Here is a 23,870-nt window from a genome sequence, read left to right on the forward strand (position 1 = left end):
TTCACCGGATGCCCAGCGATGAGAACATCCGGCGGAAACAGACGGCCCGGGACCAAAGACCCCGCGGCGCATATGCACGAGTCTCTCAATTGCGCGCCCCCCAGGATCGTTGAGCGGGTGCCGATCCAAATTCCATTGCCAATCTCGATCGATGTTGACTTTCCGGGACCGGCTCGCCTCTCAGCATTACCCATTTCGTGAGATCCGCAGATGAACATTACCTCCGGCGCTATATCGCAGCGGTCTCCTATCCGAATGTCGGCCCGCTCAGCAGTATGAAACTTTGTCTCAAGCCCGATCCAGCAGTCGCTACCTATAAACACTCGACCCGCACCGTAAAATCTGGTCCCGCCGCAAACGCGGGTGCGAGCCCCAACGCTAATGCCGCCTGCTCGCAGCAGGGCTCTCTTGAAAGCAAAAAACCGAGTTGGCGGCAGCAACCAGAGAATCAGATTGACCACAAAGTATCGCAATTACCGATCTCCCGCGCGTCTCGCTATCTGCTGAGATAGGCCTGCGTTGAAGCCCAAGAGACATTGCAAGCCGAAACCACCAAACAATGGAGCGGCAGCGCAGCAAATGAAAAGCCCAAGGCCGTATGCCCAGTTCGTCATCGAATCCTTTCGCGGTAGATTGGCTGACAGTAACAAAAAGAACGGGAGAATCCGCAGTGTCAGTCCTACAAGGCCGCCTTCGATTAGAGCCTGAAAGAAGGAAGATTCGCCATGAGCATAAGTTGCTGTCTGGGCGCGGTTCGAGTTCGTGACGCCTAACCCGGCGCCGAAGACCTGCATCTCGATGGGGAAATTGGCTATCGTGTCTACCGCGTATTGCCAGAGGCCCAAGCGCGTCTGATTTGATGCAGTTTCGATCGTATTGCCTGTCATCCTTTGAAGTTGTCGGTCGATGAGATCGTCGCTGAACGGAGCTGCGGCGGCAGCAAGTAACGCCAATCCGACCAAAAAAGGAACAGCGGAAGCAACTCTTAGGCGTGGCACTATCATGCCGAAAGTTGAAAGTAGCATTATCAGGCCGGCCAGCGAACCGGTGGGCAAGACAGCTAGCACCAGCGATGCCTGTGCCACAGCTCGAGAGAACATGTTTTTGGCCGTGCGCAGATATAGAAAGTACATACCCGCCAGCGTCGGCATAACTAATGTTGAGGTTACAAAAATAAAGCCAAATCGTTGCGTCTCGCCGGCGCGGCTGCGTATGTCTGCCGCTTCCTGATCCTTTAAAAAGTCGAAAAAGGGCGTGTAGAGCTGCAGTACGAGTCCAATGGCTCCAATCAGAAGAAATAGAAGTGAGGCATGTCGCACAAAATTGCTACGACCTCGCAAGTCGAAGACTGTGCCAGTTAGATAGAATGGTAGCCACGCAACATAGTAAAAGCTGTTGAATAGCAATGTGTCCATACCGACTCCCTCAACGGAGCCGGAAACGATCAGTGCGCAGGAACTCGCAAGTACATAAATTGACACATAAAAATCGAATGGTCTTTGGATACGTAGAAGTGCAGTCAGAAAGCAGACCATCAGCAGGAGCTGCTTCCAGGGCGATAGCGCCGACTGTCCGAGGAGATAGTTCAATAAGCCTTGTCCAGAGAGAAGGATGAGCGCCCAGAACGAAAATAAATCCAGGAAGCTGCGCTTTCGCCTCGAAACGGGGATTGCTATGGACAAAGCCATCGCCTTATTTTGCCTGAATCTGCTGCTCACGTCGGATCGTTCTGGAACATCCGATTAGAGCAGAAATCAATACTGCGAGTTCAAAAGCCGCATAGACCAAGAGCCCGTATGTGAAGCCCACATGTATCCCGATCACAACCATCAAAACTAACTCTGTGGCGGTAAGCAGAAATGCAATTAGGACGAAGGTCGACCTCAGATTGGTGGCGAGGTACAGCGCCTGTGCGATTGTGGTGCCGCTATTGAAAACGCAAGCCAGCCCTATCAACACGAGGTATTCCGAATTGGCCGGGACCTTATTGTGAAACAGAGTCGAAAAGGCCCAGGGAGCACCGAAGAACAAAAAAACGGAGGCGATGGATGTAATCCCAAGCGAGCGCGAGACGAGCTTGCTTAGGAATGCTGCGAGCTCAGAAGGGCGGCCGCTTGCATGTAAAGTGTTCAGTACCGGCCATGACGATGCTGTTGCGATATTTGCTAGAGCTGCGACAACTCGCATGTACGTCCGGTGAACGTTGAAGGCAACCGCAACCGTATCCGAAAAGAAGCTGCTTGCAACAAGTTGAGGGCCCATCACGGCCAACGCAGTGTATGCAGACAGACCAGCTTGCCCTAGCGCCAATCGCAAATAACGGATCGCTATGAGGGGGCTTGGAACTTTCGTGCCAATCGAAAGGGCGCCTGAGCGGTTCTCCGCCAACGTCTTCAAGAGGATGATGGTAAGGGTACGGGTGCAAACATTAAAGAGCAGGGAAAGCAGCAAATCTTTCGTGAGTGCTAATACCGATACAAGCAAGACGAAATCAACTAGTCGAGCGACGGTGAGCAAATTGACGCCAAGTGCATATTCGTTTGCCACACGGAAGTTAGTGTCGACGAGGATGTAGCCAAGATTTATAGCGCTTCCTAGCACCGCGACCCAGATGAGCATGGCGGTGCTTCGTGGGTCGTCAAGTGCTGCAAGCGTTGTTGCCGCTCCAACGATGGCCGTCGTACAAAGGACAAGAATTGATAAATAGCCGAGCGTGTAGATTTCTTGAGCTTGTTCACGCCTGTTGTTGATGCAGTCATGAGTAATCGAGTTCATCATGAAATAATAAAAGCCGTTGAGAAAAAAGGCTATGTAAGTCGCAACTGTTTGCGCCAACAAAATTGTTGCGTATTGGCCGACAGAGAGGACAAGTAGGAAAATCGGAGCCGTTGCAGCCTGAATGCCGGTCCCAACGAATGAGCTGAGGGCGTTAGCAGAAAGAAACCGCCCAAAGGAAGTTTTCGTCATCGAAGGTTGCTCAGCCGTATTGGGGCACTGATGCATCTGTCCTGAGCATCGCCACGAAGTTCGAGGGTCAATCTTGGCTGGGGGTCAATAAGCCGCTTTGCCCACGATTCCTACCAATATCGTGCGAAAGAGAATCCTCGCATCCAACCACAAGCTCCAATTATTGATGTACCACAGATCATGCTCCACGCGCTTCTGCATCAGCTCGAGCGTGCGGGTTTCTCCGCGATAACCATTAACCTGGGCCCAGCCGGTGATGCCGGGCTTGACGTGGTGGCGGAAGGCGTAGTTGCCGATGATCTGCTCATATTCGGTGTTGTGGGCGGCCGCGTGCGGGCGGGGGCCGACCAGCGACATGTCGCCCTTGAGCACGTTGAGGAGCTGCGGCAGCTCGTCGATCGAGGTCTTGCGCAGCCATTTGCCGATTGGCGTGACGCGCGGGTCGTTCTTCTGCGCCTGCACGATCGTCGGGCCGTCCTCGAGCACGCGCATGGTGCGGAATTTGAAGATCCTGAACGCGCGCCCGCCAAAGCCGTGGCGGGTCTGGCGGAAGAACACCGGGCCCTTCGAGGTCAGCTTGATCACGATCGCGGTCACCAGCATCACCGGCGCGAACACCAGCAGCGCAAAGCTCGCGCCGACGAGGTCCAGCGCGCGCTTGAGCGCGCGTTCGCGATAAGAGAGCGGGGCGCGGCGCAGCTCGGCGGTGAAGGTGTTGCCGGTGCCTTCAAGCGGATAGCGCAGGAAGCGCGCCGTGTTGGCGTCCGGCACCAGATGCACCGGGACGGGGAGGATCTTCAGCACGTCCAGAATGCTGTCGATCGCATGCTGCCGGCTCCAGTTGATCAGCAGGAAGACGTGCTCGATCCGGTGCTCGCGCGCGTAACTGATCAGCTCCTCGAAGCGCGGCGCCAGCGAAGACAGCAGCAGCGGCGAATCGAGCTCCTTGGGCCGGACCTCCATCACCCGCATCAGGCGGTAGCCGTGCTGGCCGAGGTCGTCGACCGCGTTGGACGAGGTGGCAAGGCCGAACTCGGCGATCATGATCGCACGGCCGTTGGCGAAGGCGCCGGTGCGCAAGGCGTGCGCGGTCCAGCGCGCGGCGGCCGTCTTCCAGGCGAGCAGAACGGCGAGGCCGACCAGATAGAACGAGATCGTGGTGCCGCGGGAGAATTCGTCGCTGACCTTCATCGTGAAGGCGATCGCCAGCAGCGCGCCGAACAGAAAGGTCCACGTCGTCAGCGTCATCCGGAACGTGCGCGGCAGGTTCGTGATGTTCTTGAGGCGGTAGCCCTGCTGCACGATGGTCAGAAGCACGAAATTGATCGCGACGAGCAGGCTCGCCGCCGCATAGACGTCGGCCTTGCCGAGCGTGCCGGCGGTTGCGACGTGATAGCCGACCGCGCAGCCGATCCCGCTGACCACGATCAGCGCCGCATCGATCACCGCCATCGACCGTTCCACAACCACAGGGCGCAACCAGCTAGGCGCAAAGCCTGCAGCTGTGGATGCAACTGGCTCGACCACGCCAATTTCCGAAGCCGAATCAGCGACGGGCACCGGTCGCGTGGAAAGAATAGTCATCCTGCCAAACCCATTGACGCAATATTCATTGCCCGAACGCGCCGTGCTATCGGTCAAAATCGCTGTTAGAACAAGGCGAAGGAAAAATTAACCTTACCCCACAAGCTTGCATTGTAGCCCATCTCGCCTCGTGACTGATATGTTAAATTTCACAACCCGTTAGGAAGTTCTCGTTGCCTCGAACCCAGTCCCGGCGGCGACCTCGGCCGAGAGGGAAGCGGTACCTCGCCATTGGCCTCGCAGTCGTCGCGTTGGTAGGAACCGCACCCCTCGTTCTTCGTCCCGATAGAGCGCCCATACGAGCTCCGACAGCTTCCACGGCCGCCGCAGCCAAGCTTCTCCTGGACGGGCCATATGGCGCGCGGTTTGCCGGCGAACTCGCGGCATCCAGACAGGGATACTTCTCCTCCCGCATTGAGGTGTCGGCCCAGCTTGAAGACCCTGACTTCGTTCAAACCATTGCACGTCAACATGCCATCGGCGTGACGAGCGGCCAGAAGTTCTTGCTGGCGAGCTGGCGTGGCGTGCCCGTGACCGCGTTTGCTGCGAGCTTTCTCGACACCTCTGTCGCGATTTTCACGCTCGAAGCCTCGGGATTGCGGCGACCGGCTGATCTGGTCGGAAAGCGGGTCGGATACCGCAGGGCGAGTGAGGGAGACGTCGTTTTCGATGCCATGATGGCGCAGCTCGGGCTTCCCCGGAGCCAGATCACCAAGGTGCCCGACCGCGACAGCTTCGAAGCTCTGAGGGCCGGGGAGGTGGATGCGATCATCACCGCAATCGACGAGCAACCCGATCCCTCCAGTTCGGCTTTCGTGAAGCTGAATGTCATCAAGCCGCAAGACTACGGCATCCATGTCCCTGGCTTGGTCTACTTCGCGAGCAATGGTCTCGTCCATGAACAGCCATCCATGATTGCCGACATCCTTCAGGGCCTCATTCGAGGATGGCAATTTACCTACGCGGACTATGCACGGAGCGTGCCCGTTCTCGCCGGCGCCGGCCCGATCAGGCTGAGCCCTGAGCGGCTGAAATTCGAGCTGCAGCAGCAACGGCCGTTGGTACTGCCGACGGGCGGTCGCATTGGCGACTACGACGAAAGCCGCTGGCGGACGCTCCGGGATATTCTCATTTTCGCCAAGCTCGGCGAGGAAGACGTGCCGCTGGCTCAGACGGTCAACTACCAGTTCCTTCGGGATGTGTACCGCCGTTCACCCGACCTCGCTGCCCCGGGCGCCTGGAGCGAGGAAAAGTAGGACCAAGAAGCCACACCTATGCGCCATATCGACCCAAAAGGCCTTTGGCCGCCGTGGCATCGGTTGCATTTCTACCGATGGCCTTGGTAAAGTTCGGTTCACTATTTGGGCTAGTTGCGGACCGCGACGTCGGCCGGCTGGGGTCTGACGAGCACGGGGATCAAATCCGCAGGGGCGAGGAGCTTTTTGGATGTTTAAGACGTTGATGCGAGCAGGTCTTTTGGCCGCAACTGTTACCCTCGGCGCAGCGAGCGGAGCAAGCGCCGCGATGCAGATGCCCGCACCGGCAGCCCTGCTCACGGGAGAGAGCCAGGTGACGCCTGTTACGTTCTGGGCGCAGCCGTACCCATACCGCTATGTGCCAGTGCGCCGTTGCCCCTTGGTGCGGGTCGAGACGCCCTATGGCTGGTACATGGACCGCGTTTGCGCGCCAGTCGGTCCTGTCCTGCGTCGGGCATATTGAGCTTGGGCTGACAGAGCGGCGGGCTGCCGCTTCTTTCACAGATATTTCGAGGCAGCCGCACAGCTCATGCGGCTGCCTTGCTCATTTTTGTTTCGCAGAGTGCTGCTCTTTTGTGCGCGCAGCGCAGGTTCACCATGAATATCTTTGTCGGGCCGGGATAGGCTTTCGCATGGTGAAGATTGTGTTACCAGATCGGCGGGGCTGCATCGGCAGCGTGATTGCTTAAGGCGGCGGTGGCTGGATCTCCTGGGAGTGGTGATCCGGCCAATCGGTCGCTGGTAGAGGATACGATGACAGGGGTTTCAACCTACGATCTCACGGGCAAACGTGTCTTTGTCGCGGGTCACCGCGGCATGGTCGGATCAGCTGTCGTCCGAAGGCTTGCATCAGAGAATTGCACTGTGCTGACGGCCGACCGGCGTGAGCTGGACCTCACAAAGGAAGAGCCCACGCTGAAATGGCTGCAGGCCAATCGTCCCGACGTAGTGGTGCACGCCGCTGCAAAGGTCGGCGGTATCGCAGCCAACAACAGTTTTCCGGTCGACTTTCTCTGCGACAATCTTGCGGTGGAATTGAACGTCATCCGCGCAAGTCACACGGTTGGCGTGCAGCGCCTGTTGTTTCTCGGCTCGTCCTGCATCTATCCCAAGCACGCCAAGCAGCCGATCGCCGAAAGCGAATTGCTGACGGGGCCGCTCGAGCCGACCAACGAATGGTATGCGATCGCCAAGATTGCCGGCCTCAAGATGTGCCAGGCGTATCGTCGGCAATATGGCGATGACTTCATCTCGGTGATGCCGACCAATCTCTACGGCCGTGGCGACAATTATCATCCGGACCATAGTCACGTCCCTGCAGCGCTGATCCGGCGCTTCCACGAAGCCAAGATCGCCAATGCGCCGAGCGTCTCCGTATGGGGCACCGGCACGCCGCTCCGCGAATTTCTCAACGTCGATGATTTCGCCGATGCCTGCGTTTTCCTTCTGAAGAATTATTCGAGCGACCTACCGATAAACGTCGGCAGCGGCGATGAGTTGTCGATCGCAGACTTCGCGGCGGCCGTAGCGGAAGTCGTTGGCTATGGAGGCAAGCTCGCGTTCGATACCTCCAAGCCTGACGGAACGCCACGCAAGCTGCTGGATAGTTCGAGAATTCGAGGGCTCGGCTGGCGACCGAAAGTTGCTCTGCGGGTCGGCCTCGCGACGGCCTACGCAGATTATCTAGAAGGCTACGGACGTCATCTGGAAGTCGGCGCAACGCGCTGAGTAGACGACTTAGATTGCAAGAAGCTTTTTTATTCTGAAGTTTGAACTGGGGCGGGCTTTATGCGTGTTCTCTTGGTCGGCATCAACTATGCCCCAGATCTGATCGGCGTTGCGAAATACAACGCCGAGCTCTGCGAAAGTTTGGCAGCCGACGGTCATGAAGTTCGGGTCATTACGGCGCCTCCCTATTATCCGGCCTGGAAGATCCCCCCCGCGTTCAAATCGTCGTACTTCAGATCGAGAGATGTTGGCGGTGTTCGAGTAACACGTGCGCCGATTTATGTGCCCGGACATCCCTCGGGCGCTAAACGGCTGGTCCATCACGCTTCGTTCGCACTCACAAGCGCGGCGCCGGTCCTCTTCGAGGCGCTATCCTGGCGACCAGACGTTATGATCGCTGTCGCGCCATCGCTGATGTCGGCTGCCTTCGTCTCGTTCGTCGCTCGTCGCGTCGGTGCCAAATCATGGCTTCATGTGCAGGACTTCGAGGTCGACGCGGCATTTGATCTTGGTCTCCTGCGCAACCATTCACTGCGCAAGTGGATGTTGAGAATGGAAGCTGCAATCCTCAAATCCTTCGATCGCGTCTCAACTATTTCCGAGGCGATGCTGCTGCGGCTGGCAATCAAGGGGCTAGCGCCCAACAAAGCGCTTGAGGTCAGAAACTGGATTGATACCAGCGCGGTCTGCCCCGGATCACGAATGACAAAATACCGCCGGCAGTTAAACCTTGGCGAGGGCGATATTGTTGCGCTCTACTCTGGAACGATGTCGAACAAGCAGGGGCTCGATCTCGTAATCGAGGCTGCGATCAGCTTGGAGCAAAGCCGTCCAAATGTTCACTTTATTCTTGCCGGCGAGGGACCGCACAAAACGAGGCTCGAGCAGATGGGCGCCGGACATTCCAACATCCATTTTTTCGGACTTCAGCCCAGCGAGAGCTTCAACGAATTGATGGCGACGGCCGATTTTCATCTCATTCCGCAGAAGGCCGAGGCGGCCGATCTGGTGTTGCCCTCGAAACTTGGTGCGATCTTCGCGTCCGCGCGGCCGGTCATAGCGATGGCCGAAGAAGGTACGGGGCTGGCGGCGGAAGTGACCGGCGCCGGTCTCGTGATTCCGCCGGGAGATTTGTCCGCTCTGGAAGTTGCGGTCTGCCAGCTCAGTGAGTCGCCCGCACTCCGCCGGCGTTACGGCGATGAAGGACGAAAGCGCGCCCTCGAGCGATGGGATCGGTGGACCATCGTTCGGCGGTGGGCGGAAGTCATGGCAGGCGAGTCCAACTCAACTGGGAAAGAGGAAAGCGGCTCGGCAGGCGCTAACGACAACGTTGCTTTGCCGGTGGAGGATGCGGTTCGTGTGCCCTGAGGTGCCTAGCCTCAACCAGCTGCGCTGCGATAGTTTTGTCGACCGAGACTAGCCGGAAGTAAGCGCCGCGATGAGCGCTCATACCCGAGTCTCGCTCGCTGCGATGCTTGACCGACACGATCTTCCTCAGAGGGCGGCTGTTAGTTCTGCGGCGAGACGATCCATAAGCGCTAGTGTGAAATCGACTGTGAGATGGTTTGCGTCTCTATAGACAACGACGCCGTCGCGAATGGCCGGACATACCAAGCCTGTGCAAATCGACGATGTTAGGTCGATCATGCGCGCGTTGTTGATGGACGAGACGGCACGTTGCTCCGCTTCGAACACTTCGTTGCTTGTAGTGAGCGAAAGACTGCGACTGCAGGTGCTGAATGGTAAGCGCCGCCATTCCGCCCGAGCAAGACAATTGCCGACCGGGTGGTAAGGAGTGGGATTGTCGCGGATCACAATGAGCTTGGCGTTGACCGGTTCGAGTTCCTTGAGCGCTCCAAATAATCCACGCTCCCAGGTCTCAATGCTCACTGCGTGAGGTCCCAGATTGGTGAATGGTCCCTTGACGTTTCCGCTCGAAAACTGCGCCAACAGTATCGCGTCGGGGCCATCTTGAGTTTTTATCATCGCGATTGCCTGCTCGCGCCAACTCGCGCACTGGGGCGAAAGCCGGCGAAGTCGCAAACTGTAGACCTTGGAAACCGGGATATCGGCTATAGGACACGAGGCCTTCAGGTAGGTAATAAGCCGCCATCCTCTCTGTTCGGCAATAGCCGCGAGCGCGGTCGTCCATTGATCGGCGTGAGAATCTCCCAACAGCACAATTGTCTTTGTATAGCTGGATGGGCCGAACACGCAGCGGATGGGACTTTGTGTGGTGAACCCGGCCAGACAACCACTCTCGCTCGAGAGCGAATATTTCGAAGTCGAAGCAATTATCTTCGCTTGCGCGCCATTCGTGACGTACTGCGCAATCGCGAACGAAAGGATGCCGGCAATTGTGGCGGTTAACGTAACGGCGCCGCCCATGATTATTGATCGTACAGGTCGTTGTGCCAGCCAGTGACTAGCTCTGATGGGGTATTCGAGCCAGGCAAGGCTGAGCGACGAGAGAACGATCGTCATGGCAAAGAAAAGGCAATTGGCGAGTGCCGTGCTGCCAACAAGCACCGTACCAAGAACTGCAATCGGCCAATGCCAGAGGTAAATGGCGTAGGACCGTGCACCGAAGAACTGAAACGGATACGTCCTGAGCAAAGCCGACGGTCCAGCAGGATTGTTCCCCGTGAGCAGCAGCAGTGCCGTAGCTGCCACTGGAACAACGGCAACTACTCCCGGGAACGCCATGAAGCCGTCGATAGCAAAGAATGACAGGATGAGAAGTGCGAATGACAACCATCCAACGATTGAACTCGAGCCATGCTGCTTTGCCCAGCGCTCGAAGGGTCTTGTTGCGATCAGAGCTCCTGCTCCAAACTCCCACGCCCGAGGGGGCGCGAGATAGAACGCCCAAGCTTGCTTGCCGTAGGTCAGGTAGCTGCAGCCAGCGAACGATCCGAACACTACGATCAGCAAAGCTGGCAGGATGATCTTTTGGCTGAAACGACCGACAATGAGGAGAAACGCGGGCCAGACCAAGTAAAATTGTTCCTCGACTGAAAGTGACCACGTATGAAGGAAGGGATTGAGCGAACTTTCGGGGGCGAAATAGTTCATGGATTGGCGGAGGAGCCAAACATTGGCGGCATACAGCGCTGAAGCTGCGGCCGACTTGGCCATCTCCTTCTGTTCAAAGGGCGCCAGCACGAAGTATCCGATGATCAAGGTCGCTAGCGTGACCGCGAAGGCGGCAGGCAAGAGTCTCTTAGCCCTGCGACCATAGAAGCCAAGAAAATCGACTTTCCCGGTCGCGGCTATCTCCCGAAGCAAAAGTTGCGTGATCAGGAAGCCGGATATGACGAAGAACACGTCTACACCGACAAATCCGCCGGTTAAGCCCGGAACTCCGTAATGAAAGGCGACCACCGATAGAACTGCGATCGCCCTCAGCCCCTCGACATCAGCTCTGAAATGGGTCGCCGCTCGCGATACGGGCTGCATGTCTATTGCTGTGCACATTGCGTCTAGAAACGCGCGAACAATCAGTACCACGCATTTCGTTCGGGGAGTTTGTCCGTTTTCGGCTGTTCGTGGGGCGGCGGCGAGGCAAGGGCTAGTGTCGGCGGATACGCGAAGGAGAAGTCGGGCCTGACCCGCCAAGCGCGGGGAAGTAATCTGCAGATAATATCCGCTCGGACCAAAGCCGGCAGGTTGGCGTCATTCGGTGACCTCAGCCTTAGACGCGTTCGAACAAGATGTCGAAATAGGCGCCACCAGATGCACGCTTCGCAAACCGGTCCTCGCGTCTCACCTGAAAGCCAAAAGCTTTCAGATACGAGCGTATTTGATCAACGGTCGCACAATTCCGGTATGACTCGAAGTCCGCCGCTTCGGCCTTGATGAATCTGAATTGCCGCAAGATTTCTTGCGCACCCCGCAGAACCAGCAACTCCGAGCCCTGGGTGTCCAACACAAGGGCATTGTATTGCCCGGGATCGACTTGCCACATTTCAAGAGCCGTTTTCAACGTCGAAGAACGAATCGTTATGTCGCGGACGAAGTGCACATCCGGCCAAATGTCCTTGTGGTCATGCAAATCCAGAATGGACGATGACAGGCCATCATTGTTCGAGACATGGAAAGTATAGGGCTTGCCATCAGTATCGGCGATCAGCGCGTTGATTGCCCGCTGGTCAGGCAGCGAGCGGATGTTTTGTCGAAGCTTTTCAAATTGCTCCGGGACAGGTTCTATCCACGCCACCTTGAGCTTGTGTCGGGCATAGAGCTCTCGTTCTTGGCCAGCATTTGCCCCGACATGAATCACGCCGGAACATAGTTCAAGATAGGAGTCGGGATCGCCGTAAAGGCGGCGGGAAATGTAGCGGCGCAATCGGCCGGCAAAACGTAGCGGCGCTGTGAGCATAATGAGTTCGCCTGTACTTGTCGCCTGAACAGCCCACCCGGCAACTTGACCTCCACATGAAGGGAGGTCAACCCGCTCTATGCTAAGCACGCCAGTGTTCCGTTGGAAACAATGGCGACAAAGCGGCGACGCATTCGACGAAGTACGCGATGTTGCCCAGTTGCTTCAAAGTCGGTGAAAGATCAATTGAAGAAGGGAGGAAGGTCTTTTCCGAAAGCCGAACGTATTGCCGCGATAGAGCATGCGTTATTGCAGCGCCCGAAGTTGAGAGTGCGATCCGCGAGCCGAGGTCGGCACCACAAATGTGGCAGTGCGGAACTCGATCGCACAGGTCACATTTTTGCTGCAAACTCCAATGGGTGACGGGCTTGACGTTGTGCGCCGGCATGGAGCAGCCTTGATTGTCCGGAGGTGTCGATATGGAGAAGTCTGTCGCTGAGCATTACGGTGCGCAGTTCTTTAAGGAGCAGTCAGGCGGGTCTTTCGAATCTGCGTCGGTGATCGTCCCACTGGTGCTTCGACTTTTCAAAGTCAATTCGGTCGTTGACGTCGGCTGCGGTATCGGCGCTTGGCTGCACGAATTCGCTACGAACGGTGTGAGCGATTATCTCGGAATTGACGGCGACTATGTGCCTCGTGATCAGCTCAGAATTCCGTCGGAACGGTTCAGATCCATGGACCTTCGATCCATCACCGATATCGGCCGCAAATTCGATTTGGCTTGTTCGTTAGAGGTGGCCGAGCATTTGCCCGAGAGTAGCGCGAATGAGTTCGTTTCCGCGCTCGTGGCCGCTGCACCAGTCGTATTGTTCTCTGCTGCAGTCAAAGGACAAGGCGGTAGAAACCACCTGAACGAGCAGTGGCCATCCTACTGGGCAGAACGTTTCGGCGGCCATGGTTACAGCGCCTTCGATTGCGTCCGACCGCAGATATATGACGACAGCCGAATTCGGCCCTGGTATCGACAGAACCTTCTCGTTTTTTGTCGCGGCGATTGTTGTCCCGCAGGCTATTCCTCGCTAACCAGCCCGTTCGATCTGGATCGCGTCTTGCCCGACTACTTTGAGTATAAGCTCCAGGAAGTCACCGAAGGCAAGAGTGCGGCGATAGCGGCAAGACATCTCCTCGGAAACCTTGGGGTCTTGGCAAGAGCAGCGAGACGTCGGTCCGGTCTCTAACGCCTCATTCCTCACTGCCGGTGGACGATGCGGTTCGCTTGCCTAAAGAGGGATGACACCGCGATGACGACGCTTGGGCAAGAGCAGCCACCAGTAAGCGCCGCGAGAGCGCTTACTTGCTTCTCATCAATCGCGATGTCGACCCACCGACAGGGCTATTCGTGTCGCGCGAAGTAGCGGAAGCCGTGCTGCTTGATCAGTTCGTCCCGCTTCGCGGATTCGAGATCCTCCTTCATCATCTCCCGAACTAGGCTTTCGAACGACGTTTTCGGCTCCCACCCGAGCTTCTGTTTCGCCTTGGCAGGATCACCGAGAAGCGTCTCGACTTCGGTCGGTCGGAAGTACCTGGGATCGACCGATACAACGCACTTTCCAGTTTTGGCATCGTATCCCTTTTCATCGACCCCCGCGCCTTCCCAGCGAATTCGCATTCCAATCTCGCTGGCCGCGACGTTGACGAAATCCCTCACCGAGTGTTGTTTGCCGGTAGCGATGACGAAATCCTCTGCCTTCTCCTGCTGCAACATCAACCACTGCATCTCAACATAATCGCGGGCATGTCCCCAGTCGCGCAGCGCGTCGAGATTACCGAGATACAAACGTTCCTGCAGGCCCAAATGGATCCGCGCCATGGCGCGCGTGATTTTTCGGGTGACAAAGGTCTCGCCGCGGACGGGAGACTCGTGATTGAACAGGATGCCATTGCAGGCATACATGCCGTAGGCTTCACGATAGTTCACGGTGATCCAATACGCATAGAGCTTGGCGACCGCGTAAGGGGAACGTGGGTAGAAGGGCGTCGTCTCCTTTTGCGGGATCTCCTGCACGAGGCCATAGAGTTCGGACGTCGAGGCTTGGTAGAAACGCGTCTTCTTCTCCAGGCCAACGATCCGGATCGCCTCTAAAATCCGAAGCGCGCCCAGCGCGTCTGAATTTGCGGTGTATTCCGGTTCCTCAAACGAAACGGCAACATGGCTCTGGGCAGCGAGATTATAGATCTCATTAGGCTGCACCTGCCCGACGATCCGGATCAAGCTCGACGAGTCCGTGAGGTCGCCGTAGTGCAACCGGAACGGCGGGTCCGGCTCATGCGGGTCAAGGTAAAGGTGATCGATTCGGTCGGTATTGAAGAGGGAGGTCCGGCGCTTGATGCCGTGGACCTCGTATCCCTTCTGTAGAAGAAGTTCGGCCAAATAAGCGCCGTCCTGGCCGGTGACGCCGGTAATAAGTGCTCGTTTCTTTGTCATATCAGTCCCAAAAATGGAAATATGTGCTTACACGGAATTGACTTGGCTAGGGAGGGTGAAACAGGACGAAAATCAAGCTTAGATTAACGGCAGCTTGGCTGCAGCGGGTGTGCCAAAAGTCCTCCCCAGAGAAAGGGTGGATTGGATTGATGACAGCTTTCAGGCTTGGACCGGTAGTCGGCCAGTAGCCTAGCTAGAAGGCGGTGACGTCTCGTGTCCACTGTTGTGGATCTGTGCCAGACTCCGCGCGCACGATGACGTACCGATCCAGCGCATCGACTAGCGGCGTCACGACCGGGCTCAGATTATCGAGTACAAGGACCGCTCTTCCCTCACGCACAAGCAGCACGAGGTGGTGCTCTCCGGTTGCTCGGATGACGACCTCGGCGAGAAGGACTGATGAGCTGGGCCAGCCGGATCGCAGCAGCAGATGGCGCTTGGTGACGGCATAGTCGCCGCAATTGCCTTCGTAAGGGAATATCTGCCACTCCGCGTCATTTCGACTTGCGGGCGGATCTCTCGGTGTTATTCCGAAATTCACCGTCGAGTTGATCTGGGCGAGTTCTCGCCAACGTTGAATGGAGGAGCGGAAATCTCGAATCCTGCGGTCATCGTGGCGCTGGCAGTCCTCGGGATATTGAATGCAGAATTGAGAGAATGAAAGCGGAGGTGCCACCGCTTGAGATTCGTAGTGTGAATAGGCTGGCTGGCTGCAAACGCAATACATTATGGCCAGCATGCGCATAGCATGTCTGATCATCGAAAGTTCGCCTGACATTCCTGATTGCTAGTCGAATTATATTGCGATGCAATGGAAGCGCTATGACAATTGTGAGGCAGCCGATGCACAATCGCGAAGCAGTGCGTGCATTCGAGCTTGACCGGCTAACGACAACCGTAGCGCAGCGGGTTGTCCTCGATCTCCGAGGGGCAAAGAATTGCGCCGTTAGATCTGGAAGAGAAAGTCCTGATTGGTCAAAGTATTCGCAGTAACGCTGGTCAAGACAATTTCCATATCCGCCGACCCCTGGTTCTGCGCAGCGCCCGAGCTGTTGACGTAGACAATCGTATTCGCGCCGCTCTGAATCCACGCGATACTATGTGCGGCGACTTGGGCGCTCCCGCTTAGCAGGCCCTGGACACTCGTTACTCCCGCGATCGCCGAGGTGTCGATGAGGTCTGCACCATGAACGAAATCACTGATCGTATCATGGCTTGCTACCGTAGAGTCGGAAACCGCGGCGAAGACGAATTGGTCGTTTCCCGCTCCTCCTATCAGGGTGTCGGCGCCTCCGCGCCCCTGGATCACGTCATTTCCTGCTTGCCCATCCAATGTGTTGTTGCCGGCATCGCCGAAAATGAAGTCAGCGAAGGCTGAACCACGGACGGCATTCACGCCGGTGAACGCATCTGTCCCGACACCTGCGGCATCACCGGAGGCCGTCCCGTGGGAGTCGCCGGCGGCGAGATCCACGGTCACTCCATCCAGGGCATTGTAGAATGCAATGCGGGTATTGCCGTTGCCGGTGATGGTGTCATTGCCGGCCATCCCCTCAAACTCGTTGAAAGTACCGAAATCGCCGAGATTCGGCCCGGACACGCCGAAATTGGTCGCGACATAAGTGTCGGCGAAAGCGGTCCCGCGGATCGCTTCGACCGATCGAAGGGTGTCCGTTCCGATAGTAGCGTCGCCGCTCACCACACCCGAAGCCAGATCGACTTGAATACCTGAAGCCGAGCCATCGTTGTTGTAGAACGCTCGGTCAAAGCCAGCTTTACCGTCGATGAAGTCGTTGCCACCGCGACCCGCAAAATCTTCCGCTGTACCATTGGGATTGTTCGAGCCGGTGATGGTGTCGGCAAATGACGACCCTGACACCGAGCCAACGCCCGAGAAGGTGTCGGTGCCTACGGACCCATCGCCGGTCACGGTACCCGACGCGCCGCTGGTGGTGCTGGTCCAGCTATTGAGGCTGAAAGTGATTGTCACGGGACCGGTCGCATTGGTGTAGATCAGGCGCGTGTTGCCGTTGCCGGTGATCGAATCGTCACCACCAAGTCCCTCGAACTGGTTGAAGGTGCCGTTGTTGCCGACGTTAAGAGCGCCTGCGAGGCCGTATCCGGTTGCCACGTAGGCATCGGCAAGGATGGTTCCCTGGATAGCTTCGATCGAGCGCAGCGTGTCCACGCCGATCGAGGAATCGCCCGTAGCCGTGCCGGTCGCCATGTCAATGGTGACACTGCCGGTCGAAAGGTAGATGTTGTGATAGCTGGCGGTATCAAAGCCGCCGCGACCGTCAATCGTGTCGTTGCCGCCAAGCCCTGTAAATGTCTCGTTGGTGCTGCTTCCCGACAGGGAATCGATGAACATCGTGCCCATGATGGCATTGACGCCGGTGAACGTATCGCTTCCGACCGAGGAGTCCCCGGTAGCCGTGCCGGCTGCTATATCCACCACAACGCCCGCGGTCGCATTATTGAATCCGATGCGCGTGTTGCCATTGCCGGTGATGATGTCGTTGCCGCCCTCGCCGGTGAACTCGTTGAAGGTCCCCAATGATCCGGAGTTCGTGCTGGTGTTGCTAAACCCGGAGGCGTTGTAGGTGTCGGCAAAATTGGTGCCGCGGACAGCTTCGATCGACACCAGTGTATCATGACCAACCGTGGCGTCTCCCGTCAGGGTGCCGGCCGCGAGATTGACAGTGATGCCTGACGCGGTGGTCGGATCGTTATTGTAGTCGACACGGTCGAAGCCGCCGCGGCCGTCGATCACATCGTTGCCAGCAAAGCCTGCAAAGACCTCGATCGTGCCGAATCCATTGTTGCTTCCGAAAAGGGTATCGGCGAACGAAGAGCCCCAGACTGCAATAATTCCCGAGCCGACAAACGTGTCGTGACCAACGGATCCATCTCCATCCGCCGTACCGGCCAAGATATCGACAGTCACACCCGCGGTGGCGCTCACATAAGAAACCCGCGTCAGAGCCGCGCCCAGAGAGTTCACGGCACTTAGAATGGTGTCATTGCCGCCTCGACCCTCGAACTCGTTAAACCCGATCGGTGTACCGGGAATACCGGTGGCTCCCGCGAAACCGGTCGCATTGAATGTGTCCGCGAAATCACTGCCAATCGCACCTTCGATCGCGACGAGCGTGTCGGTGCCCACTCCCGGACCGGATGCCGTGCCCGCCGCCAGGTCGACGGAGATTCCGCCCGTGGCATCGGTGTAGACAGCGCGGTCGAAATCGGCCCCGCCATTGAGCAGATCGTTGCCACCGAATCCCTGAAGCCGATCATTTCCTGCAAGCCCGTAAATTGCATCCGCTTGGCTCGTTCCGAGCAGCACATCCGAGCCCGAGGTGCCGTTAGTGGCGTTCGGAAAGATGAAGTCGCTTTGCTGGAGGCTTGTCACACCAATCAGCGTCAGAGTATTTCCGCTCCCGAAATTGATTATGGTATTGCCGGCACTCACCGTCGATTTCGATTGAACGTCCGCGAGCGTGAAGATGCCGGACAAACCTGTCAGATCAATGGTGTCGCCCTGGCTGCGGTCAAAGTCCGTGATGGTGTCTGTTCCGCCGCCATCGGCATAGACGAAAATGTCAGAGCCGTTCCCGCCAGTCAGGGTATCGGCACCGCCACGGCCATCGATCCGGTCGTTGCCATCTCTGCCGTCGAGCGTATTGGCATTGGCATCTCCGAGGATGATGTCGGCAAACGACGAGCCACGGACGGCATTCACGCCGGTGAACGCATCTGTCCCGACACCTGCGGCATCACCGGAGGCCGTCCCGTGGGAGTCGCCGGCGGCGAGATCCACGGTCACTCCATCCAGGGCATTGTAGAATGCAATGCGGGTATTGCCGTTGCCGGTGATGGTGTCATTGCCGGCCATCCCCTCAAACTCGTTGAAAGTACCGAAATCGCCGAGATTCGGCCCGGACACGCCGAAATTGGTCGCGACATAAGTGTCGGCGAAGGCGGTCCCGCGGATCGCTTCAACCGATCGGAGGGTGTCCGTTCCGATAGCCGCATCGCCAGTCACCACGCCCGAAGCCAGATCGACTTGAATACCTGAAGCCGTGCCGTCGTTGTTGTAGAATGCTCTGTCGAACCCACCCTTGCCGTCGATGAAGTCATTGCCGGCGCGACCCGAAAATTCTTCGGAGGTGTTGTTTGGATTGTTCGAGCCGGTGATGGTGTCGGCAAATGACGATCCCGATACCGAGCCGACACCGGAGAAGGTGTCGGTGCCTACGGACCCATCGCCGGTCACGGTGCCCGACGCACCGCTGGTGCTGCTGGTCCAGCCATTGAGACTGAAAGTGATTGTCACAGGGCCGGTCGCATTGGCGTAGATCAGACGCGTGTTGCCGTTACCGGTGATGATGTCGTTACCGCCCATTCCCTCAAATTGATTGAAGGTGCCATTGTTGCCGACGTTGGCATAGGGGAGGCCGGTAGCGGGATCAATAGCTCCCGTGACGCCGAAATTGATCGCGTCATAGGTGTCGATAAAGTTAGTGCCCTGAATGGCTTCGATTGAACGCAAGGTGTCGGTGCCGCTCGAGGCATCGCCTGTCACCGTTCCAGCTGCAAGGTGAACGCTGATCCCACCCGTCGTGAAGGTGAGGTTGGCATACTGCGCCGTGTCGAAGCCGCCTTTTCCGTCGATGAAATCATCGCCGGCAAGGCCCATGAAGTTCTCGTTGGCGCCGCTGCCCGAAAAGGTGTCGGCAAACATCGAGCCCATGACGGCGTTGACGCCGGTGAATGTATCGGTACCCACCGAGGCATCGCCGATCGCAGTGCCCGCGAGGAAATCGACCGTTACGGCGGCGCTTGATTGCGTATATTGGATTCGGGTGTTGCCATTTCCGATGATGGTATCGTTGCCGCCCATGCCTTCAAAATTGTTGAAGGTGCCGCTCGATCCGGCATTGGTGCTGGTGCCGCTGAAACCGGTGGCATCGTAAGTATCAGCGAAGTTGGTGCCGCGCACAGCTTCCACTGAACGCAGCGTGTCGGTTCCGATCGTCGCATCGCCAGTGACGGTTCCGGTTGCCAGATTGACGGTTATGCCCGTGGCTGTGGCGACGTCGTTGTTGTAGATGGCGAAATCGTAGCCGCCGCGGCCATCGATCAGATCGTTGCCGGCACGACCGTCATATTGCTCGAAAGTACCATTCGGATTGTCGCTGCCCCGCAGCGTGTCTCCAAATGCCGAGCCAATGACCGAGTTGACGTTGGTGAAAGTGTCGCTGCCAACTGACGAATCGCCGTTCGCCGTTCCCGCGGCGAAATCTACGACGACTGCCGCTGTCGCACTGACATAGGAAATGCGGGTCAGAATCTCTCCGGAAGGATTGACCGTGCCGGCGATGATATCGTCGCCCCCCATGCCTTCGAAACTGTTGAAGCCAATTGGCGTACCGGGGACCCCGGAATTGCCGCTGAAACCGACCGCCGAGTAATGGTCGGCAAAGTTGCTGCCCTGGATGGCTTCGATACCGATCAACGTGTCGGTGCCGACACCTGGACCCGTCACGATCCCTGCCGTCAGATCGGCGGTAATGCCCCCGGTCGCGTCGACATAGACCGCGCGATCAACACCCGACAACCCGTTGAATATGTCATTACCGCCAAAGCCCTGGAATACATCGTTCCCGACGGTCCCGGTCAGGATGTTGTCGCCAGCGTCGCCGAGAATGGCGCCGGGCACGCCGACAAAATAGACCACCGCGCTGCTGGTCGCGGTGTTGCCGGCGGCATCGCTCACCCGCGCCGTCAGCGAGTTCGGGCCGTCGTTGAGCGTGACCGCGCTGCTCCAGCTGCCGTTGCCTTGCACGATGGCGGTGCCGATTGTGGTAGTGCCGTCCAGGATGGTGACGGTGGCGCCGGCATCGGCGACGCCCACCGTGCCGGTGATGGTTTGGCTCGCCTGGTTGACCGGTCCGCCGGCGCTGGTGATGGCGACGGCGGGCGCCGTGGTATCGAGGGTGAAGCTCAGCGCTGCAGTCATCGAATTGTTGCCGGCGGCATCGCTGAACTGCGCCGTGACCTGCTTGGCGCCATCGGCTCCGAGATCGCCGGCAGTCACCGTCAGGCTGACGCTGCCGGCCGTGACGTCGGTGGCCGTGATCACATGCGTGACCGGATGTGCCAGCGGCGAGCCGCCCAGCAACAGCTGCACCGTATCGCCGATGGCAGCCGCCGGGTTCAGCGCCACCGTGAAGCTCGGCGACGTCGTCGAGGTGATGTTGTCCGTGTTCGAGCTGCCGCTGTCCGAGCCCGCCGTCAGATCTGGCGTGCCGCCGCTCGGTGCCGTCGTGTCCAGCGTGAAGCTCAACGAGGCCGAACCGGTGTTGCCGAAGCTGTCGGTCTGGCTCGCCACGATGGTGTGCGGTCCGTCGGCCAGCCCGCTCGGCGTAAACGACCAGGCGCCTTGCGCATCGGCGGTCACCGTTGCCGCGATCGGGCTGCCGTCGATGGTGAAGTGCACCACGGTGTTGGCGAGGCCGGTGCCGCTCAGCGCTGGGTTGGCGGTGACGTGGTCGGTGACTGAGGTGCCGGTGTCGACGACCAGGGCCTCGGTCACCGTCGGGCCGGTGGTGCTGAGCGTGTAGACCACCGCGCTGCTGGTCGCGGTGTTGCCGGCCGTATCGCTCACCCGTGCGGTCAGGGAGTTCGGGCCGTTGTTGAGCGTGACTGTGCTGCTCCAGCTGCCGTTGGCCTGCACGATGGCGGTGCCGATTGTGGTGGTGCCGTCCAGGATGGTGACGGTGGCGCCGGCATCGGCGACGCCGACCGTGCCGGTGATGGTCTGGCTCGCCTGGTTGACCGGCCCGCCCGCGCTGGTGATCGCGACCGCGGGTGCCGTCGTGTCCAGCGTGAAGCTCAGCGACGCCGAGCCGGTGTTGCCGAACGCGTCGGTCTGGCTCGCCACGATGGTGTGCGGTCCGTCGGCCAGCCCGCTCGGCGCGAACGACCAGGCGCCCTGCGCATCGGTGGTCGCGGTTGCGGCGATCGAGCTGCCGTCGATGGTGAAGTGCACCACGGTGTTGGCGAGGCCGGTGCCGCTCACGGCCGGGTTGGCGGTGACGTGGTCGCTGGCCGAAGTGCCGGTGTCGGCGACCAGGGCCTCGGTCACCGTCGGGCCGGTGGTGCCGAGCGTGTAGACCACCGCGCTGCTGGTTGCGATGTTGCCGGCCGCATCGCTCACCCGTGCGGTCAGGGAGTTACCGCCCTGGTTCAGCGTGACCGTGGTGCTCCAGCTGCCGTTACCTTGCACGGTGGCGGTGCCGATCGCGGTGGTGCCGTCCAGGATGGTGACGGTGGCGCCGGCATCGGCGACGTCCACCGTGCCGGTGATGGTCTGGCTCGCCTGGTTGACCGGTCCGCCCGCACTGGTGATCGCGACGGTGGGTGCCGTGGTGTCGAGCGTGAAGCTCAGCGAGGCCGAGCCGGTGTTGCCGAAGCTGTCGGTCTGGCTCGCCACGATGGTGTGCGGTCCGTCGGCCAGCCCGCTCGGCGTAAACGACCAGGCGCCTTGCGCATCGGTGGTCACGGTTGCCGCGATCGGGCTGCCGTCGATGGTGAAGTGCACCACGGTGTTGGCGAGACCGGTGCCGTTCAGCGCCGGGTTGGCGGTGACGTGGTCGGTGACCGAGGTGCCGGTGTCGGCGACCAGGGTCTCGGTCACGGTCAGGCCGGTGGTGCTGAGCGTGTAGACCACCGCGCTGCTGGTCGCGGTGTTGCCGGCCGCATCGCTCACCCGTGCCGTCAGCGAGTTCGGGCCGTTATTGAGCGTGACCGTGCTGCTCCAGCTGCCGTTGCCCTGCACGGTGGCGGTGCCGATCGCGGTGGTGCCGTCCAGGATGGTGACGGTGGCGCCGGCATCGGCGACGCCCACCGTGCCGGTGATTGTCTGGCTGGCCTGGTTGACTGGCCCGCCCGCGCTCGTGATGGCGACCGCGGGTGCCGTGGTGTCGAGGGTGAAAACAACGGGCACGCTTGTGCTAACGTTGGCGCTAGCGTCCAAAGCGACGATGCTGTGGTCGCCATCTCCTGCCAGAGTGACTGCCGTGCTCCAAACACCGCCGGAGCCAACGGTCACCGTTCCAATTTGTGTGGTGACACCATTGTAGGTATCGTACAGCGTCACTGTCGTTCCAACGAGGGACGCATCGACAGTTCCGCTGATCGTTTGGCCTCCTTGATTGGTTGGCCCACCTGCATTGGCGATTGTTACAGGCGCCAACGACACCAAGGCGATAGCTTGCGTTGTATCCAAAGTCGGGACGAGCGGTTTCGATGCGGACGCAGAACCTCCCGTGATGGAGGCGAGGGGCGCAAAAGTTGGAGTGATCGAGCCGCCACCAGGTTGGCCCTTGACGTCGTCCGCAACAACGGTAGTCGGAGCCTCGGTGGGTGATGGTGGCGGGCTCCCAGCGAACTTCTGCAGTGATTTTGTATCGACGTCTCCTCGCTTGCCGTCGCTAGGTGCCGGAGTGTCTGGAGCGATCTGTTTCCCGATATCGTAGGTCGTTAACACCTGCTGAAAGGCGTTGAATTCCTGCGCAACCTGGCCTGGGCTCTTACTGACGGCTTGGGTGATCACCTCGAAATTCGCGGTTGGCGTGATGGTCATCGATGGACCGTCGCTGGTAACTATCCCGATTGGATCCCCCGCGGTACAAACGCCTTGAAGCAAGTTCGTTGGGACGCATTTGAAGACCTGTACGGAATGAACCTGACCGTCTTGCTGATCAGCAACGGAAACCGAGACCTGTCCATCCACTGCATCGACGTTAAGAAGGACGGCTGTACCGCGAATTCCGATCACGGCGGTAGGCGTTGCAACCTGCATCTCACCCGTTTTGGCAACCTGGCCGGCGACGAAACTGGCAGCGCCCTGGACGAGAGTGAACAGCGAATGGTTCGCGCCACTCGTCAGACTGACTAAGGTACCGCTCGCACTACTCTGCCCCTCATACCCCAACTCGTTCAACATGAAGCGAGCGTTGGCACTCAGGTTGAACGTTGAGCCGTCGATCAGAACGAGGCCGAGGGTAGAGCTGCTTCCAGTCTGCACGATATCGTTCTGATAGACGACGTCCCCGTTATTCGCCTCGATAGTAACGCCGTTGCGAACGATGCTGGCGCTGCCCGTTATGGTGGCGACATGGCCAATCACCTTTCCAGCGGCAGCATTTCCTCCGGCTTGAGCAAAGGTTTGGTAGCCGGTGAGAGCTTCAACGACTCTTGCATCGAGCAGCGCGCCGTCCGCAGAGCTGAGCGGCGAACGCTTCTCACCGAGAAAGTAATTGGGGATCGTGATCCGATGGTTGGGATCGGAAATGATGAGATCATGGCCCGAACGTGCATATTCACCCGAGAACAGGAGATGCGCGTCAGGAATGATGAGAGAGTTGGCTGGGCGAGGTTCAGGGAAGCTGAAGGACTCCCAAGCGACCTCAGATCCGGCAACATCGAGCTTTTGGTTTAATGGGGTATTCAAATAGTGCCC

At 58.7% G+C, this 23,870-nt stretch carries 12 protein-coding genes; 4 read left to right on the forward strand and 8 right to left on the reverse strand.

The genetic code is table 11. The features are described from left to right. Positions 1-473: 473 nt before the first annotated feature. The 3 genes from AAE027_RS11735 to AAE027_RS11745 all read right to left on the reverse strand — a co-directional run bounded on the left by AAE027_RS11735 (position 474) and on the right by AAE027_RS11745 (position 4,419). The gene (locus AAE027_RS11735) at positions 474-1,718 is read right to left on the reverse strand and encodes an O-antigen ligase family protein (protein WP_370988163.1); all 1,245 of its coding nucleotides are present in this window, start codon (positions 1,716-1,718) and stop codon (positions 474-476) included. Then, positions 1,693-2,967: a hypothetical protein gene (locus tag AAE027_RS11740; RefSeq protein ID WP_370988164.1), complete on the reverse strand. Its 1,275-nt coding sequence runs from the start codon at positions 2,965-2,967 to the stop codon at positions 1,693-1,695. Before AAE027_RS11740 ends, AAE027_RS11735 begins: the two co-directional genes overlap by 26 nt. 84 nt (positions 2,968-3,051) lie before the next feature. Next, entirely contained in the window at positions 3,052-4,419 is a 1,368-nt protein-coding gene (locus AAE027_RS11745; RefSeq protein WP_370988165.1) for an undecaprenyl-phosphate glucose phosphotransferase, read from the reverse strand. 383 nt (positions 4,420-4,802) lie between these two features. Between AAE027_RS11745 and AAE027_RS11750 the strand changes: the two genes are divergently transcribed. The 3 genes from AAE027_RS11750 to AAE027_RS11760 all read left to right on the forward strand — a co-directional run bounded on the left by AAE027_RS11750 (position 4,803) and on the right by AAE027_RS11760 (position 8,903). Then, complete coding sequence (locus AAE027_RS11750; protein ID WP_370988166.1) at positions 4,803-5,807, forward strand: ABC transporter substrate-binding protein; 1,005 nt, start codon at positions 4,803-4,805, stop codon at positions 5,805-5,807. Between the two features lie 753 nt (positions 5,808-6,560). Continuing rightward, on the forward strand, positions 6,561-7,535 hold the full coding sequence (locus tag AAE027_RS11755; RefSeq protein ID WP_370988167.1) for a GDP-L-fucose synthase family protein: 975 nt from the start codon (positions 6,561-6,563) through the stop codon (positions 7,533-7,535). Between the two features lie 60 nt (positions 7,536-7,595). Continuing rightward, positions 7,596-8,903, forward strand: a complete 1,308-nt coding sequence (locus tag AAE027_RS11760) for a WcaI family glycosyltransferase (RefSeq protein ID WP_370988168.1) — start codon at positions 7,596-7,598, stop codon at positions 8,901-8,903. Between the two features lie 126 nt (positions 8,904-9,029). Here the strand turns inward: AAE027_RS11760 and AAE027_RS11765 are convergent, their stop codons facing one another. Further along, entirely contained in the window at positions 9,030-10,994 is a 1,965-nt protein-coding gene (locus AAE027_RS11765) for an acyltransferase family protein (protein ID WP_370988170.1), read from the reverse strand. 235 nt (positions 10,995-11,229) lie between these two features. After that, on the reverse strand, positions 11,230-11,916 hold the full coding sequence (locus AAE027_RS11770; RefSeq protein WP_370988171.1) for an FkbM family methyltransferase: 687 nt from the start codon (positions 11,914-11,916) through the stop codon (positions 11,230-11,232). A gap of 419 nt (positions 11,917-12,335) precedes the next feature. Here AAE027_RS11770 and AAE027_RS11775 point away from each other — a divergent pair, with 419 nt between their 5' ends. Beyond that, positions 12,336-13,094, forward strand: coding sequence for a class I SAM-dependent methyltransferase (locus tag AAE027_RS11775; RefSeq protein ID WP_370988172.1), 759 nt, complete (start codon positions 12,336-12,338; stop codon positions 13,092-13,094). A 155-nt stretch (positions 13,095-13,249) separates the two neighbouring features. Here the strand turns inward: AAE027_RS11775 and gmd are convergent, their stop codons facing one another. From gmd to AAE027_RS11790, 3 genes are all read right to left on the reverse strand, one after another. After that, positions 13,250-14,341 (reverse strand): GDP-mannose 4,6-dehydratase, encoded by a 1,092-nt coding sequence (gmd, locus tag AAE027_RS11780; RefSeq protein ID WP_370988173.1) that lies wholly within the window; start codon positions 14,339-14,341, stop codon positions 13,250-13,252. A 193-nt stretch (positions 14,342-14,534) separates the two neighbouring features. After that, a complete protein-coding gene (locus tag AAE027_RS11785) occupies positions 14,535-15,119 on the reverse strand; it encodes a transglutaminase-like cysteine peptidase (protein WP_370988174.1) in 585 nt (194 codons plus the stop codon). A gap of 168 nt (positions 15,120-15,287) precedes the next feature. After that, the gene (locus tag AAE027_RS11790) at positions 15,288-23,861 is read right to left on the reverse strand and encodes an Ig-like domain-containing protein (protein ID WP_479714216.1); all 8,574 of its coding nucleotides are present in this window, start codon (positions 23,859-23,861) and stop codon (positions 15,288-15,290) included. Positions 23,862-23,870: the final 9 nt, after the last annotated feature.

Origin of the sequence: Bradyrhizobium sp. DN3 (genome assembly GCF_041357655.1) — a bacterium.
GTDB lineage: Bacteria > Pseudomonadota > Alphaproteobacteria > Rhizobiales > Xanthobacteraceae > Bradyrhizobium.